Annotated in this window: 1 protein-coding gene; it reads right to left on the bottom strand. The window is 37.5% G+C overall.

The annotated features are described in order from the left end of the window. Positions 1-12: 12 nt before the first annotated feature. On the bottom strand, positions 13-259 hold a 247-nt coding region (locus tag AAEY83_RS16375), incomplete at its 5' end, for a 2OG-Fe(II) oxygenase (protein ID WP_351060733.1).

The following is a 259-nucleotide window of genomic DNA, read 5'->3' on the forward strand; positions in this document are numbered from 1 at the left end:
GATTTTGGTGCGCTAACTCTTTGGCGCACCATATATTTGTTCTGCACGATTAAACAACACCCACGATGTTAAAATATACTTATCGTTTGATACTGGCTTATTACCTCTGTGGGTATGTGTAAAGTAGCCAGGAGCTATTACCATAGTGCCTTTTTTAGGTGCTATTTTACGATTTTGATAGTAAAACTCCGTTTCACCGCCTTCATCAACATCGTTTAAATAAAACATAAATAACAACACGCGATGCAAAGCTTCATTG

The sequence above is a fragment of the Psychrobacter sp. TB20-MNA-CIBAN-0197 genome (assembly GCF_040309765.1).
In the GTDB taxonomy this organism is placed as follows: Bacteria; Pseudomonadota; Gammaproteobacteria; order Pseudomonadales; family Moraxellaceae; genus Psychrobacter; species Psychrobacter submarinus.